The organism is Mesorhizobium sp. M1066 (assembly GCF_040318635.1).
In the GTDB taxonomy this organism is placed as follows: Bacteria; Pseudomonadota; Alphaproteobacteria; order Rhizobiales; family Rhizobiaceae; genus Mesorhizobium.
On record NZ_JAMYMR010000039.1, the window covers coordinates 1 to 13,892 of the forward strand.

At 58.0% G+C, this 13,892-nt stretch carries 14 protein-coding genes and 1 pseudogene; 6 read left to right on the top strand and 9 right to left on the bottom strand.

Annotated features, from left to right (window positions below; translation table 11 throughout):
* Positions 1-405: 405 nt before the first annotated feature.
* On the bottom strand, positions 406-768 hold the full coding sequence (locus NKH52_RS29485) for a hypothetical protein (protein ID WP_352736153.1): 363 nt from the start codon (positions 766-768) through the stop codon (positions 406-408).
* Positions 769-1,279: 511 nt separating this feature from the next.
* Between NKH52_RS29485 and NKH52_RS29490 the strand changes: the two genes are divergently transcribed.
* On the top strand, positions 1,280-1,870 hold the full coding sequence (locus NKH52_RS29490; protein WP_352736152.1) for a hypothetical protein: 591 nt from the start codon (positions 1,280-1,282) through the stop codon (positions 1,868-1,870).
* A gap of 251 nt (positions 1,871-2,121) precedes the next feature.
* Here NKH52_RS29490 and NKH52_RS29495 read toward each other — a convergent pair.
* The 3 genes and pseudogenes from NKH52_RS29495 to NKH52_RS29505 form a co-directional block, all read right to left on the bottom strand.
* Positions 2,122-2,616, bottom strand: a pseudogene (locus NKH52_RS29495) (integrase core domain-containing protein); the annotation flags it as partial.
* 501 nt (positions 2,617-3,117) lie between these two features.
* Positions 3,118-3,432 (bottom strand): hypothetical protein, encoded by a 315-nt coding sequence (locus NKH52_RS29500; protein WP_352736151.1) that lies wholly within the window; start codon positions 3,430-3,432, stop codon positions 3,118-3,120.
* A gap of 236 nt (positions 3,433-3,668) precedes the next feature.
* The gene (locus NKH52_RS29505) at positions 3,669-3,806 is read right to left on the bottom strand and encodes a hypothetical protein (RefSeq protein ID WP_352736150.1); all 138 of its coding nucleotides are present in this window, start codon (positions 3,804-3,806) and stop codon (positions 3,669-3,671) included.
* 841 nt (positions 3,807-4,647) lie between these two features.
* On the opposite strand from NKH52_RS29505, the gene NKH52_RS29510 reads away from it, so the two are divergent.
* Genes NKH52_RS29510 through NKH52_RS29520 form a run of 3 tightly spaced genes read left to right on the top strand, consistent with a single transcriptional unit; the run spans position 4,648 to position 6,756 of the window.
* Positions 4,648-4,902, top strand: a complete 255-nt coding sequence (locus NKH52_RS29510; RefSeq protein WP_352736149.1) for a hypothetical protein — start codon at positions 4,648-4,650, stop codon at positions 4,900-4,902.
* Positions 4,899-6,146, top strand: a complete 1,248-nt coding sequence (locus NKH52_RS29515) for a putative hexosyltransferase (protein WP_352736148.1) — start codon at positions 4,899-4,901, stop codon at positions 6,144-6,146. Before NKH52_RS29510 ends, NKH52_RS29515 begins: the two co-directional genes overlap by 4 nt.
* Positions 6,133-6,756 (top strand): hypothetical protein, encoded by a 624-nt coding sequence (locus tag NKH52_RS29520; RefSeq protein WP_352736147.1) that lies wholly within the window; start codon positions 6,133-6,135, stop codon positions 6,754-6,756. The genes NKH52_RS29515 and NKH52_RS29520 overlap by 14 nt, the downstream gene beginning before the upstream one ends.
* Here the strand turns inward: NKH52_RS29520 and NKH52_RS29525 are convergent.
* From NKH52_RS29525 to NKH52_RS29545, 5 genes are all read right to left on the bottom strand, one after another.
* On the bottom strand, positions 6,753-7,220 hold the full coding sequence (locus tag NKH52_RS29525; protein WP_352736146.1) for a GtrA family protein: 468 nt from the start codon (positions 7,218-7,220) through the stop codon (positions 6,753-6,755). The two genes, NKH52_RS29520 and NKH52_RS29525, sit on opposite strands and share 4 nt — an antisense overlap.
* Positions 7,198-7,890: a class I SAM-dependent methyltransferase gene (locus NKH52_RS29530; protein ID WP_352736145.1), complete on the bottom strand. Its 693-nt coding sequence runs from the start codon at positions 7,888-7,890 to the stop codon at positions 7,198-7,200. Before NKH52_RS29530 ends, NKH52_RS29525 begins: the two co-directional genes overlap by 23 nt.
* Positions 7,865-8,932: a glycosyltransferase family 2 protein gene (locus tag NKH52_RS29535; protein WP_352736154.1), complete on the bottom strand. Its 1,068-nt coding sequence runs from the start codon at positions 8,930-8,932 to the stop codon at positions 7,865-7,867. The genes NKH52_RS29530 and NKH52_RS29535 overlap by 26 nt, the downstream gene beginning before the upstream one ends.
* A gap of 100 nt (positions 8,933-9,032) precedes the next feature.
* Positions 9,033-9,218: an ArsR family transcriptional regulator gene (locus NKH52_RS29540; RefSeq protein WP_352736144.1), complete on the bottom strand. Its 186-nt coding sequence runs from the start codon at positions 9,216-9,218 to the stop codon at positions 9,033-9,035.
* A 767-nt stretch (positions 9,219-9,985) separates the two neighbouring features.
* Positions 9,986-10,249, bottom strand: a complete 264-nt coding sequence (locus NKH52_RS29545) for a hypothetical protein (RefSeq protein WP_352736143.1) — start codon at positions 10,247-10,249, stop codon at positions 9,986-9,988.
* 687 nt (positions 10,250-10,936) lie between these two features.
* Between NKH52_RS29545 and NKH52_RS29550 the strand changes: the two genes are divergently transcribed.
* The gene (locus NKH52_RS29550; protein ID WP_502908138.1) at positions 10,937-11,383 is read left to right on the top strand and encodes a hypothetical protein; all 447 of its coding nucleotides are present in this window, start codon (positions 10,937-10,939) and stop codon (positions 11,381-11,383) included.
* A gap of 2,247 nt (positions 11,384-13,630) precedes the next feature.
* Positions 13,631-13,855, top strand: a complete 225-nt coding sequence (locus NKH52_RS29555) for a DUF768 domain-containing protein (RefSeq protein WP_352736142.1) — start codon at positions 13,631-13,633, stop codon at positions 13,853-13,855.
* The last annotated feature ends 37 nt before the right edge of the window (positions 13,856-13,892 follow it).

The window sequence follows — 13,892 nt, forward strand, 5'->3', positions numbered from 1 at the left end:
ATCCTCGGCACCGTCACGTCAACCGAATGCCGAAATTACTTCACAGAGGCAGGCTATGCCCAACCTAAATTCATCCCGCTCTAGCTGGAGCAATTCCAGGAAAATTGGGAACGAATTCCGTCCGGAATGTTATGGACGTTTCATTCGGTCCTCCGAGAATGCTAAAGCTTCAGCAACTTCAGCTTCCTCGCTGAGGACCCGAATGAACGACCTATGGAAACTCACTTCGAAAGCGGCGGTCTTTCATGTGAGTCCATATCCTGCGGCTGTGATGTAGTTTCTGCATTCTGTTAGAGAGAGAGAGAGAGATTGCAGAGGCCCTGCTACAGGGCGTCGATGGTTCGGATGGCCTTTGGGCGCAGATGTGTGCCTTGAGCTCGGACATGAGTAACCTCATTGCCACTCTCAGGGGTGACGGTAAATTTTATATTTAGGCTTTATTCGTCGATAAGCCGAATTTGGGTAAAGGCCATGATATTGCTTGAAATCGGAGATCCACTCTCTGCCGTCATAGATAGCCATGTGCCCAGCGGGATGTCCATCTATCGGCTGTATAACAACAACGTCGCCAGATATTGGCATGATTGGATTTGTCTCAATAAATCCGGCGTTTGTTAGACTCCATCCATAATCTTTAGCGTAACCAGTTGGGATTAATTTCACTCCACCACTTTCTATTGCTTCTCTTACAGACCTTGCACAATTGCCGGTGCTGTGCAAAGCACGGCTTTGCGCAGTGGAAATAGCCTTATTTCTATCCCAAGGCATAACAATACTCCGAACCGAACAGCCTAAGTTGGCGAAGCAGTTTACCCCAATACCGGCCCTTTGAAAACCGGAGACATGCAGGGCGATGTTTCCGCCGTCGGGCCACGATCGCCGAAGTACGTTGCGTGTTTGTATGCGCCAGCCAACAAAAAGTCTGCGCGACCATTTCCGAGCCATCATCGTCGCAACTTCTGCAGCTGTTGCCGTCGAAGTGGAGAATATTAGGCATGTCTGAACGGCGCCTTTCAAGCTCAGCGGCCGACCCTTCTTGCACGCAAGCGTGAAGATCATGTGAGGGCCATCAACGCCACGATCGCCGTTCTCGCTGATGGAGCCTCCCGTTCCGGCCAAGCGAAGAGGACCGCGACGATACCCAAGCAACAGCGCGGCTTATGCCCTCATGCGGCGATAGACGCTACGCTCGCTGATATCGAGCAGAGCAATGAACATTGTTTTTCCTATCGCAAAACGCTAGCATAAGCAGCAATCAAACCGTGCTGGTATCTCATCGATGCTGAGAATTTCAGGAAGTCTTCTCAATGGCATCTCAGCACCGGCTGAGGTTCGTCCCGATTTTGGCGGTGGCCATATTCGGCATGGTGTCGAAACGCCAAGCCTCGAAACGTGGGAACGTGTCTCACCGCCGACGACCATTGACGGGCTTGTTGCAGAACTGCAACGCCAATTTCCCCATATGGCCATTCATGCAACTGGCGGAGTTCGGACAGTCCGCCGCCAGGCTGAATTGATGGCGCAACGGCGGCTTGCGAACCGGACGCAGTTCCTTAGGGTATATCGTCCAGCCCAGCATATCACCGAGATGGATGCGTGGGCCACTCAACATCCTGATGCTACTCAATCGCAAGCTACCGATGCGTTCGAACAGATCATACACAGCGCACGCAGACGTGGGGCCACTGTTAGCAACCACTTGGATGACAGCGCCCGTGATATTTCCATCCCGCATGGAAATCATCACCAACAAGGTGAAGTCCAGCGCGCGCTTCGAAACTGGGGTGCACATGTCATACTGGAGCGAAATGCAACCGGTGGGCCGCATTGGCACTTAGACTACACGCCACCAACCATGCGCAGGCCTTGATCAGGTGCTGCTGGAAGAGCAGCTCAAACCTTGGCTGAGGCACCCCAAAAGCTAAATTCGGGCTACGATTTGGCTTACGCCATTGGTAACCAACCAAAATCAGTACATCCACGATGCCATTCCTGGTCTACTCGCCGTCGAGTGGCTGCCCCAGATACGGAATCCCTTTGTCCATTCGCCGGGACATTGATTTCGATGACAAGGTCTTCATTTTTGCCGATATTTGCGCTCGATGACCTGCCACTGAACATTCATCCAGCGGCGATCAGAGCCTTGGCCGTTTCTGTTACGCCTCTTGGCGCGGGTTGAGCAACCGGCGGAGGCAAGGAGCCTTCGATCAGCACAGCGTCGGAGCCGGTTGCGGTGATGTCCTCGGCGTATGCCGCCGGGGTCTGGTAGCCGAGCGAGGAATGAGGCCTCGCGGTGTTGAAGTCCTCCCGCCATTCGGCGATGGCGCTGCGGGCGTGGTCGAGGCCGGGGAACAGGCTCTCGTTCAAGAGCTCGCGCATGCAACCGTTGAAGGATTCGACATAGCCGTTCTGCGTCGGCTTGCCCGGCGCGATGTAGTGCCATTCGATCCCGTGATCCTTCGACCATGCGAGGATGGCGTTCGAGATGAACTCGGTGCCGTGGTCGGAGACGATCATGCCTGGCTTGCCGCGGTGGGCGAGTAGTCCGTCAGTTCACGGGCAACCCGACGGGCCGGAGATCGAGGTGTCCGGGATCGCGGCCAGGCATTCGCGCGAACTGGTCGCCATGGAGGCAGGGATGCTACCCGGTCGCCTAGAAACGGCAGGGCAGATGCAGCGCGACTCCTTCGCTAGGACGCATCAACCGCGAGCTGCGTGTCTACGACGCTGCATGACTGTGGTCAGGCGATCCGACCGAACTGTGGCCGCGATAACGCACAGGAGGAGCGGGGCCGATTGCTCGCGCATTGGTGACTGCTGCTCCGCATGGGTATGTCCATGTCGACCGCCCCTTCGGCGAGCCACGCGGAGGAGTTCCCGGAAAGGCGAATCGACCATGGAAGGGCAACTATATTGGGTTCGTCGGCTTAGCCCTGGCCGGCCGGCAATCTGTCCCGCAGCTCGAAGTTCGAAATCAGACTTTCAGCTATAGTTCCGCTTCCTATGCGGTTGCGGTCCCTTCGACTGATAAATTACGGCTGTCCTGTTTGGTTCCGGCCAAAAAAGTAATCGTGACCCGGCTCCCAGATTTTACCAGGAGCCAGGCCGAACGAATGTCTAGTCGTCGTCGTCCTCGATGATCACGTGGCGCCGGTGAAGACGGCGTTCGATCGAGCCCGTGGTGACCACGACGTGATCGCGGCGATGGTGCTTGCGGTGCCAATGGCGCTTGCCGTTATCGTAAAAAGCTTCAGTGCCGTGACGGCGATGGTGAAGGCGAGCTCCATCCTCGTTGATGACAGCCACGCGGTTGTGATCCCAATGATGACGGTGATGAGGCCTGTTGGTCGTGATGACGATCGAATCCGCCGAAGCCACGGCTGGCGCGGCCAGGCAAAGGGCCAGCGCGCCCAGAATCAGGGTGGTTCTCATTTTCAACTCTCCAAGGAATTAAGATGCCCTTCGCCGAGTAAACATCGTTTGCCCGCTTTGGTTCCTGTCGAGAACGACAGCACACACATTCACCGGTCTTTAGGGCGCTGCAGGACGCTGGAGGTAGAGCTCGAGGCGTATGTCGCCGTGGCAGGCCCCGCGATTACCACGCTGGTATGCCAGGCAGGGTTGCCGGCGGGCAACAACCCGCCAATAGCGGAACCTGTGCGGGGCCGTCAGATCGCTATGGCAGGGTCGATGGCAATGCCTTCTTCAACGCCGCGGATATCGGACTCAGCACTGAGCTGGCGAAGGTAGCGTTTCGGCAGGCTCGGCTGTGCGTGGGCGGCGGTGAAAGTGTTGACGCGGCCCATGCGGTTCCACGCAAAGAGGATTGAAAAAGGCGCGGCGACCGACGTCGAAACCTACCAGATTGCGGTGGAAAACGGTTGTCACTCGGCGGCGGCAATGTGGTGGAAGAGACGGCCGAGATCGATGACGGACGTCTCGACCTTTGTAGCTGGCGCTGATGCTCGGCTCCTTCCATTCTGGAATGCATGGCGCCTGGCGAGAGGTGGGCACGGCTACGTGCGTCGAGTTCGACATCGGACGGAGAAGCCGACGCCAGTCACCACCGAAGGTAATATCGTTACCTCGACACCAGCCCATTTCAAGGTCCACCTAAAGGCGATCTCAGTCTTCGCGCTTCCGCCCGTGGGCATTGTTGGGCGACTATCCTGGCGTCAAGGCTGCGCAATACCGTGTCGCCGGCCGCGAGGCATGCATCGTCGTGTTCTCGACGACGCTGACCTCCTCTCTGCAAGCAATTTGGCCCCACAAACCCCGAGCGGGTCATCAAAGCTACACAACGGACCGTTCGATATTTATACGAGAAGCGACGGGCTCGACAAATTCATGATTCTTTTGGTCTGTTGCGCTCGAGATGCGACTTGGGGCCGCGGCCGCTTGGCACGACCGGCCCGACACGAGCCCTTGGCTTGGAGCTTTGTGTCATGATCTAGAATGCAAACGGTTGCTGGATGCGGTCGTTAAAATGCGGCCTTGGCAAAGTTGCAGAAAGCGGCCCTTAGGCTTTCCCGAAAGCTGGTTCAAATGAACTGATATGTGAAGCAGGGCCAAAGGATTGTTGGCTCTTCGCCGTTCGAATATTAGCAACCTCTTGACGACCGCCGGCCGCGCTCCAGAATCTCTCACATGGCGCGGAAACAGAGGGGCATCGACTTTGGTTACGAGGTGACGACAGGCGGCGTCACTCATCTGGCACTGCGCGACGACCGTCGGGCCAGCGACGCGCCGAAGAAGGCAAAGGCGGCGGACAAGTTGAACCTCATCGGATACGCCACGCCGGTCGACTATGAAGCTGGCAAGACCACGGTCGGCGGTTTGGTCACGGTCGAAGCGGGCTCCCGCCAGGGGATGGAAACGCGCCGCGCCGGTGCTCCGCGATGAGAAAATCCGGGACTGACAATCTCGTCCCGGCCATGAAGAGCCCCTGCGATGCGCCGTCGACGAAGGGCGCAGAGCAGTTCGAGATTTTCCCCGACTACGGCCCGACGATCAACAAACGCCACATGGTAGCGGCAGCGGTCGTCACAATCCCGCTCCTGTTCGGTGTCACTGGCCTTGCTATTCGTTATGCCGCCGTTGCTTCAACGTTGGCAGAACCAGGCTTTGAGTCTTACGCTCGTGCGCTCTGCCGATGGGATTGCCACTGGTATGTGGATATTTCCGAACGCGGCTACGAAGGCTTTCCCATCCCGAACCAAAGCAACGTCGGACGATGGGGCTTCTTTCCATTCTACCCAATGCTGGTGGCGGTGATCCGGGCGATTTTCCCTTTCCCCACGATAGTGGTCGCAACGATCGCTTCGCTTGCATGCAGCTACGCCGCATGTCTGGTGGCATGGCCGCTGCTGAAGAAGAACATGCGGGCCTATGTGCTGTACTGCGCTTTTTTGCTTAGTGGCCCGTTCTCCTTCCACTTCACCACCTTCCTTTCCGAACCTCTTTTCGTGCTCCTGACCTCGAGCGTTTTCCTGGCACTCAAACGCTCCAGCTATCCCGCCGCTGGCATCTCGTCAGCGCTCCTCTCGGCAACGAGGCTCGTTGGGGTCCTTGTCGTCTTTGCGACCGTCATTGAAATGTTCCAACAGCATCGGGAACGGGGCGGCTCACCACTCTCCTTTCCTCGTTGGGTGCTCGGTCGGCCGGATCTGCTCGTCGCTATCTTGATCTCGCCTGCCGGCTTGTTCGCTTACATCCTGTTTTTGTATGTCACTGTCGGCGACGGCTTTGCGTTCCTGCACGTCCAACGCGCCTTTGGACGAGTGGCTGGGAACCCGATCCTGTTTCTGTGGGACGGACTCTCAGTGTTTCCCACGACTGGGTGGCTGCCCACGGCGCCCCAATGGAGTGCGCTCGCGGCAATCGCCGGGCTGGCGCTATCAGTCGTGCTGATGGCTCGCAAGCAATATGGCGCTGGTATCTTCTGCGCGATCAGCATTGTCGTGCCATTGATCACGAATCTGGCCTCCATGGTCAGATACGTCATTGGGCTTGCGCCTCTGGCAATGTTGATGGCGGTCTTGCTGTCGGCGTCGAAACCGACCTGGATAGCCGCTTTGTTTCTCTTCCTGGTCGCCTGCTATTTCATGACGGTGGCATGGATTGGAGGCTACCTTGCTTTGGTCTGACGTCCGCAACGCCTACGGACGCGCGATCTCGCTTGGGGGTTACGCGCTCGCCGCGGCTTTGGCCGTGTCTGAAATCCTCATCCTTGCGCTGGCTCTCCATCCGAATGTCCACCCCGACTATCGTGCCTATTACATCGACCGCACGACAACCTGCCTCAACCGCGATACCGTTGGCAGCTACTCACTCGGCCAGACAGTGTCCTTCCGGTCCGACGGCGCCAAACAAGCTGCCAGCATGAAATTTTGTGGCTGGTCGGGGCCAGCAGCCGACGGCACGCATTCGCTGGGTGAAACCTCGCGGCTTCGCCTGCAGATACCGCCGCTTCGCGACGGCCTAAAGGCAACGCTACAAATGACCGCTGTCATTCGTCCGCCACAGATGACGCAGAGGGTGATAATCTCAGTGCATGGCGCATTCGTGCATAAGGTCACGCTGTCGGGCAAGCAACCGACGACCGTCTCGTTCTTCATTCCGCGCGCAGCTTTTTCGAACGCTAGCACGTTCGAAATGACCTTTGACTATCTCGACGGGATCCTGCCCAGCAAGGCCGCCAGCAACATTTACGAACGCTCTATCAAATTGGTGTCGTTTCGACTGGACGCCGTTTAAGCATTATCGCCGCTGGCGGGAGCGGTTGCCGTGCCGACCCGACGGCGATCAGCAAAAACCCACCGGTCAAGGACGAAGAAATTGATGGCGGGGACAAGCAGGCACGTAATCAGGACGGGAATGACGAGCGGCAAGCCCAGCTTCACCGTCATAAATGCCGGCGCGCCATAGGCAATGGCAAAGCCTGTTGCCGCCAGCAGGAGAAAACGTGGAACTTCGGTTCGATGCGACCGGCCCGACACGAACGTCAGGTATTTGTGCGCGAGATACGAAAACAAGGTGGCTGCGGCATATGCCCCAAGCGAAGCCTGGATGGGCGTGAAACCGAGCCGTTCCGATTTGGAAAAAGCGGCAGCCAAAGCGGCATACAGAATTGTGGCGGCTATGCCGACCAAGCCGAAGCGTGCCAGCTTGAGCGTGTCGTCGCCGGCAGACCGGTGCTCAGGCACGCGCACTAGACACATGCTGTGCTCCCAGTGGCAGGCGAGCGAGCATACGCTCGACTTTTCGGGCAAACAGCCCGCCTGAGGGCAGCAGCAGGAAGTGCTCGGACCGAATGTCGGTGAAGCCTGTCATTTGCAAGAGTGACGCCGTTTTGGCTGCGCTGAGCAGCACGGCATCTCGGTCGAAGGGACACCGGATCACAGCCAGACGCGTCAGCGGGTTATAGGGATTGTGCTCGATGATGCAGACGACACCGCCCGGACGAACGACGCGCCGCATCTCGCGTACGAACTCAAGCCAGGAAGCTGGCGGTACATGATGGACGACACAGCTGGCGAAGGCCAGATCGAAGAAGCCGTTGTCGTATGGCAGATTCAGGCTGGAGCAGGTCTTGTACACGACGCCCGGATTTTCCTCCCTGGCACGCAGGATCGAATCCAGCGAGATGTCGCAGCCGTCCAGGGACGCGAAGGCGCCTTTGAGATGTGGATGGAGAACGCCTACGCCGCAGCCGACATCAAGCGCCCGCACACCCGAGCCAGCAGGGCCAAGCCCTCGTTCAACCACGACGCGTTGCAGAAACTCAGCCTTGGCCTTAAGAAAGAAGTCGTGCTTTAGCCCTGAAAATCGGATCGATCCCTGGACAGTCTCGTCATAGCTGGATCTATAACTGTCGAAGAGTTCGGACATTGGCCGGCACTCCAATCCGGGATTTTCGAGGCGATCGTCGGTTCTTGACGCGAACGGCAGGCATCGCCCGGTCGAAGCCGGTGAGGCGATCGATCACGTAAAGTGGGCGCCGTTTCACTTCGGCGTGGATGCTTCCGACATACATCCCTACCACGCCGGTCATGAAAAGGTTGATGCCGCACAGGAGCGACACAATCATCACCGTCGAGGTCCAGCCGGCAACAATGCCGGCTTCAAAAGCCCAAGCATAAATTGCAAACGCACCAAAGGCGACGGCCAGCGCAGAAATGGCCAAGCCACCCCAGAGCGCCAGGCGCAGGGGCCGTTCCGAGAAGCTGACGATGGCGTGAGCAGCAAGATGCACCATCTTCCAGAATGGATATTTGGTCTGGCCATGCGCTCGTGCGGGACGTTCGAACGGCACCGCCGCCTGCTTGAATCCCATCCAGCCAAACATGCCCCTGACGAAGCGATCCTGTTCGGGCATCTGTCTGAAAGTTCGCAGCGCTTTGGGGCCGACCAACCGGAAATCTCCAACATCGCGCGGAATGTCGACGGTCGTCATCTTTTCCAGCAAGCGATAAAAGAGACTTGCCGTGAAGCGCTTGAACCAGGATTCGCCTTCGCGTTTAACGCGCCGGGCATAAACAATCTCGAACCCTTCTTTCCACTTCGCCACCAGGTCGAGGACCACCTCAGGTGGGTCTTGGAGGTCGGCATCCATGACGATGACAGCATCCCCCTGGGCGGCGTCCATACCGGCTGTTATTGCTATCTGGTGCCCAAAATTGCGGGAAAGCTCGATCAGCCGAAAACGAGGCTCGGCGGAAACCACGCACCGAAGGTATCTGACACTGCCATCGCGGCTTCCGTCGTCGACGAAAATAGCCTCGGTCTCACCGTCCAGCTGGTCGATTAACAACCTGATGCGCGCGACCAGACGAGGCAGCACTTGTTCTTCGTTGTATATCGGCAGAACCAGCGAGTAGCGCAGCGACACGTTCGCTCCGGTCCCGGTACCTTGGATTACAGTGGCCTCCATGCCGATGAAATGAAGCGCCAGCCCCAAAGTTCCATAAGACATTACTAATTTAAGTTGCTGCCGTAGACGCGATCCAGCTTTGCCGGGGCAACGCCTGCGCCTAGTACAACGATCCCGCGGTCGCAGATCCCGTTGGCATAATGCCGAGCTGTTGGGAGAGCGCTGAGTTGCTAAGCCCTAACTGCAGCGCCAGATCAGAGACGGATGTTTCTCCCTCAGCAAGAATCATTAGAGCGAGAAGGCGCTTTTCACTAGCCGGCAGCGAGCAGATCGGCGGACGGGACATAGATGCTGGGCTTTTCAGGTTTCACGATGTTTCCCGCCGACCATCGAGCGGGGCCTTGCGCAGGCCGTCAAATGTAAAGACCCTCCGCCCCATTCACGGCAGCGGCGGGCGTCCTAAGGAGGACGTGCCGGGACCGTCGGGGCCCTGGCGCGCCAAAACTATTGGTGGTTGTTCCATCAGAAAGGGCTTCGCTGTCTGACGGCCAGCGTCGGCGGCTAAGCGCCTTAGCTCCTGGATTGCCCCTTCTTCAAAGCTTGGGAACCCTTGGCTTCGGCAGCAAGGCGTTGTTCTCGAAGTCGCGCAGTTTTTAAATAACGCGCCTCTCTCTCGGCCGCGTTAGCAACTTTTGCCTCACGGTCTGCGCGCTCCAATCGGTCTTTGTCGACGCTTCGCTGGGACACTTTGGCCTCCTGCCAGAAGACCGTTGAATTTGCTGTTCGCTAAATTGTTCCCGTCAATTCGGCGACTACCTTCCTGACACTTGCGGGCACCAACAAAGCAAAAGCCCGACACCGGTATTGGCGGGCTCGTGGAGAGGCAAGCAATTTGGGGGAGAAGGGTACTGGTCAACTAGCTTCCTCCATAGTGCTTCCGGCATCAAAGGGCCGGACCGCAACGCCGCATGTCGGCCGTGGAGACTAGTTTCTTCTCGTGGTGAAGCAGGCGGCGACAGCATCGACGTCCGGACGTGAAGGCACGGACGCTATGCGCGTTGTCGTCAGTGTAGAGAGCTAATCGATATCGTAACTGGCGTCATTCCTCGCAGTTCAGAGCCCGAGGGTCTGGCCCGTTTCCATTTGAAGGAAATCTGCCGACGGATTCCGGAACACCGCGTCTTGGAACGCGTCGATGGCAGAGCCGTGGGTGACGTCGACCAGCACGGCCGCTGCGGCTTCAACCTTGTCGGCCGCTTCGTCAACCTTGTCGAAACGCATCAGCATTCGATCGTGGAGCATCGACAACCGCGCGGCGTGGTAAAGCACGCTGCGCTTGTGATAATCCGAGTCCAGCGGCTCAAACAGTATTGTCATGACGGCAACTCCTCGCCATTTCATGTCCATGCGGGGGATTTGGAGGCCGCCCGCGGATAGATCGCGGATAGATATTGGTCTGGCGCTCCCGGGCATCACGGGCTGTTGATCTGCCCGGATCCTGCAGCACAGGGCCATGCCATTTTCCCTGTCCGTTTCTTCCTTTGCGCGCTTCAACGATTTCGAGACCTTCCTTCCACTTCGCCACCAGGACCTCGGCATCAATGACGATGACAGCATCCTCTGGGCGGCGTCCATACCGGCCGTCATTGCTATCCGGTGCCCAAAATTGCGGGAAAGCTCGATCAGCCGAAAACGAGGCTCGGCGGCACCACGCACCGAAGGTCTCTGACGCTGCCATCGGCAGAACCAGCGACGACACGTTCGCTCCGTCCCGGTACCTTGGATTGCAGTGGCCTCCATGCCGATGAAATGAAACGCCAGCCCCAAAGTTCCATAAAGCATTACTAATTTAAATTGTTGTTGTGGGCGGGTGGCGAGCTGTTCGTTCTGAACGGCTTCGGTCTGATTTGGGATGAGATATCGTTTCGCGTGCCGGCGGAGCAATGCGCTGTTTTTGTCATTTCGCGATCCATGTCGGGCAAGTGCCGCCTTACCGGCTCTTGTCAGTGCGTAGGCGCGCGATAGTTTTTGTGGGGAAGGGACTTCGATCAAAAGGAGCCGACGATGGAACACCAAACTCTAAGTCAATGGCAGACAATTGCAGCAGTAGAACCCCTCTCGACATACCCGATCATGACCCGGCAACAGCGTATTGAGCGCTGGGCAGAGTTGCTGGCACAACATCCCGAGCGACGCCTGAGAGCCCTTACCGGCACTGAGTATCTGAAGCGGGCAGCCCGCGACGCAGCACGCGGTGAGGGCTCGCCAATTACAGTGGCCTTCGAGGACCCGCTACTGCGTGCGTTAGGCCTGAAGGATGACACCTATGGGGAAGCAAAGCGCTTCTTCGAACTGTCTGACGGTGAGTTGCATGACATCGTCTGCAGTTGCCATGTCGGAACCACGTTCAGAGGGCAGTGGGCTGCCGCTAGAGTCCGCCGGTCGATTGCAGGGATCTTAAGTGGCTTAGAGAGAGAATGTGGCACTGAGATCGCCAAGGACGGCGATTGAAGCTCGTTTCAAGCGGGATGGATGAACGATTGGGCGCCAGTGGCGCGCCGCCGTGGTGACGACGGGGGTCGGCGCCTGTCCCAAAGGTTGTGACGGCTGTGCAGACGGGTGGGGCGCTCCTCGGTCCCGGTCTACTCGCGGTCGTTCCACGCAACGCTGCAGCCTGGGACTATCTGGTGCGCGTCGGTCCGGGTTATCGCGCTGCCCGCGCGAGATGGAAGGCCGGATCGGAATTCCGCAATTCCCGATTGTTCGGACGGGTTAACAGCAGGAATATGGACACTTGGCAAAGGAACGAGGGCTCGCCACGCCCTAGGCTGAGTTTGGCATGATCCCTTTTGCCTCCCCTGTGGCGGAACGAGTTCGCGTAGATGACGTTTCTCGACGATGAGGCAACGTTCTTCACAGATCAGGCTGCCTGCGAAACCGGGTGCACAGCACCCGCCAGATGCGGGCGTCATACCCAACCGCATTGTCGTGCTTGCGAAGCGCTTGCAGACCGCCTTGGATGACAGATCTCGACAAGCAGGTTCGCAGCACCTCAACCCCGTTTTAAAGAAAGGATAAGAAGGTGCGTGATGTGCGCGGACTGCACATCCTGATTGTCGAGGACGAGTGGTTCGTAGCGGCAGATCTTGCGCGGTTTTTCAGCAGCATGGGAGCCATCATTCTTGGAGCGCACATGAGCCAGGATGCAGCGTCCCTGGTTCCCACCGGCATGTGGGCAAGATCATCAAGCAGGGCACGCAGTTGCGAACGCTGATGCTAGCACGCAGCGCCCGCGGCAGCTCGACTTCCTTAAAGGCATTCTCCAGGGGCGATCATTGCCAGCATGTGTGGCCAGTTTGAAAATCGCATCCATATAGCATGCGATCTCCCAAGTATCTCGCGGACGCGTTGGAACATTCTCGCATAAACAAGCTTCGAAGGGGGCACTGTTCCCGTTCAGTGTGTTTTCCCTCTGTGAGACTGCCCGCCGCCGAACGGTGGCGGGCCTTTTTGTTGGGACGCAACCCTTGGACATCATAGCGACTTTAGCCGGGCACGCGTGACGTCGCTTCCCATCATCGGTGCCCGAAGTTGGCGACAGCTTTCGGAGTCTTTCCCGAGGCGATTTTTCGGGACGGATTTGCGTGTGGTGCGTGTCGGCGACCTGGACGCTGCATACCAGAACCGCCCTCTTCCGTTCCTAACCATGGCGCAGGCTTATTTTGCCCGATCCTGGAACCTGATGCAAAGATCGATGTTCGGTATGCAGCTTGGCCTGCACAGCCAAGCGCTGTCAGGTGAGGCCCGTCGCTGCTTGTTCCGTTCAGCGACGGGCCTTTGCGTGGTGGTGACGCCACTGGCATTATTTGCCCAAGCTGGGAACCTGTGTCGGGAATCAAATTGGGGCGACAGCTTGGCTTACAACCCCGGGCCAAGTGGTCTCAAAGCAAGACCCGTCATTGCTGATCAATGACGGGTCTTCGCTGCGCGTCGATCGATTGACCGAACATCCCGAAGCTGAGCGACGCGCCCGTCCTTCGCACAGAGCGTTGGCGTCACACGCGTCATGGGAGCTTGGAAAGCTTATTCGCCCGGCCTGCGGCCAGCCCGTCTCGATGGAGCGTCACTGGCCTTGTCGTTGCCTGCTAAGCTGGGGCACTCGTGCGACCTCGTTGTCCCTCGCTGTCGAGACTGTCGTCAGACGCTTGGTGTATCTGTCGAACAATTCCACCTTTTCTGGATAGGTAAGGCGGTGTAGACGCTGGCAACCTTCGCACCGATAGTGGGCGGCAACGATGAACCAACGCCCTGGTTTGATGAAAGCCGTTCCGCATGCCGGACATTCGAGCGCCATCTCGATCGAAGATAGTGTCTGGGGGAGCGGCATCGGGTGTCGTGGCTCAAACTGCCGCCGTCCGCAAATCGGTCTGATCGACTTTCTGGCCGCAAGAAGGACATGCGTAGAAGCGGTCCTTTTCACGAATGCAAATGTCCCCCGTTGCGGGGAATGCGAGGTCCGAGGTCAGATAGTTTTGTCATGGCGACCGAAAATCGCCGCAGCAGCAAAAAGTTCCCGCCATTTCAGCAAAACCTAACGGAACAGTCTTTGCGGCCGAGGTTCGACGAGCTGGAAGCATCGTGACTGCATGGGCGCTTCCGCAGCCCATCTCGTAGCATCGGCAAGTGCCGGCCAAGCGGCTTGTTTTCCAAGGTGGCCCTTTGGGCTAGCCCGGTGTGCACTCCTAATTTTTTGGATGCTTGTATGAGCGCGCGGCCTGGATCAGGAACAACGTTCCGAAGAGGGCCGGAGCCGACGTCACTTCGGTTGACGAAGTGGCGCACAAGCTCATCGCAGATGCCAGGTCGATCGGCATCAAGCGCGGAGAGGTCGACAGCATCTATAGCACGATCCGCAGTGCCATCGTCTACTACGATCCTGGTTTACCGAATGAGTGCTCGCGGCCGCAGGCCCTCGACGAATGAGTGGCGAGCCATCTGCCGGGTTCCACAACCGGCGACC